At 70.6% G+C, this 235-nt stretch carries 1 protein-coding gene; it reads left to right on the top strand.

Annotation, left to right across the window (positions count from 1 at the left end; all coding sequences use genetic code 11):
- The coding region (locus R0J87_RS24830; protein WP_498889696.1) for a DNA gyrase subunit A at nucleotides 1–235 on the top strand (235 nt) is incomplete at both ends.

The following is a 235-nucleotide window of genomic DNA, read 5'->3' as shown; positions in this document are numbered from 1 at the left end:
CCCCCCGCCGCCATGCGGTACACCGAGGCCCGGCTGCATCCCCACGCCACCGAGATGCTCGCCGACCTCCAGCTCCACACGGTCGACTTCCAGCCCAACTTCGCCGCCCAGTACGACGAGCCCAAGGTCCTGCCGGCCCGGCTGCCGAACCTGCTGATCAACGGGTCGACCGGCATCGCCGTGGGCATGGCCTGCTCCATGCCGCCGCACAACCTCGGCGAGGTCTGCGACGCTT

The organism is Halomonas sp. SIMBA_159 (assembly GCF_046536035.1).
Lineage (GTDB): Bacteria > Pseudomonadota > Gammaproteobacteria > Pseudomonadales > Halomonadaceae > Vreelandella > Vreelandella venusta_A.
Note: the sequence above shows the minus strand (reverse complement) of the source record. Positions and strands in the feature narration are given on the sequence as shown.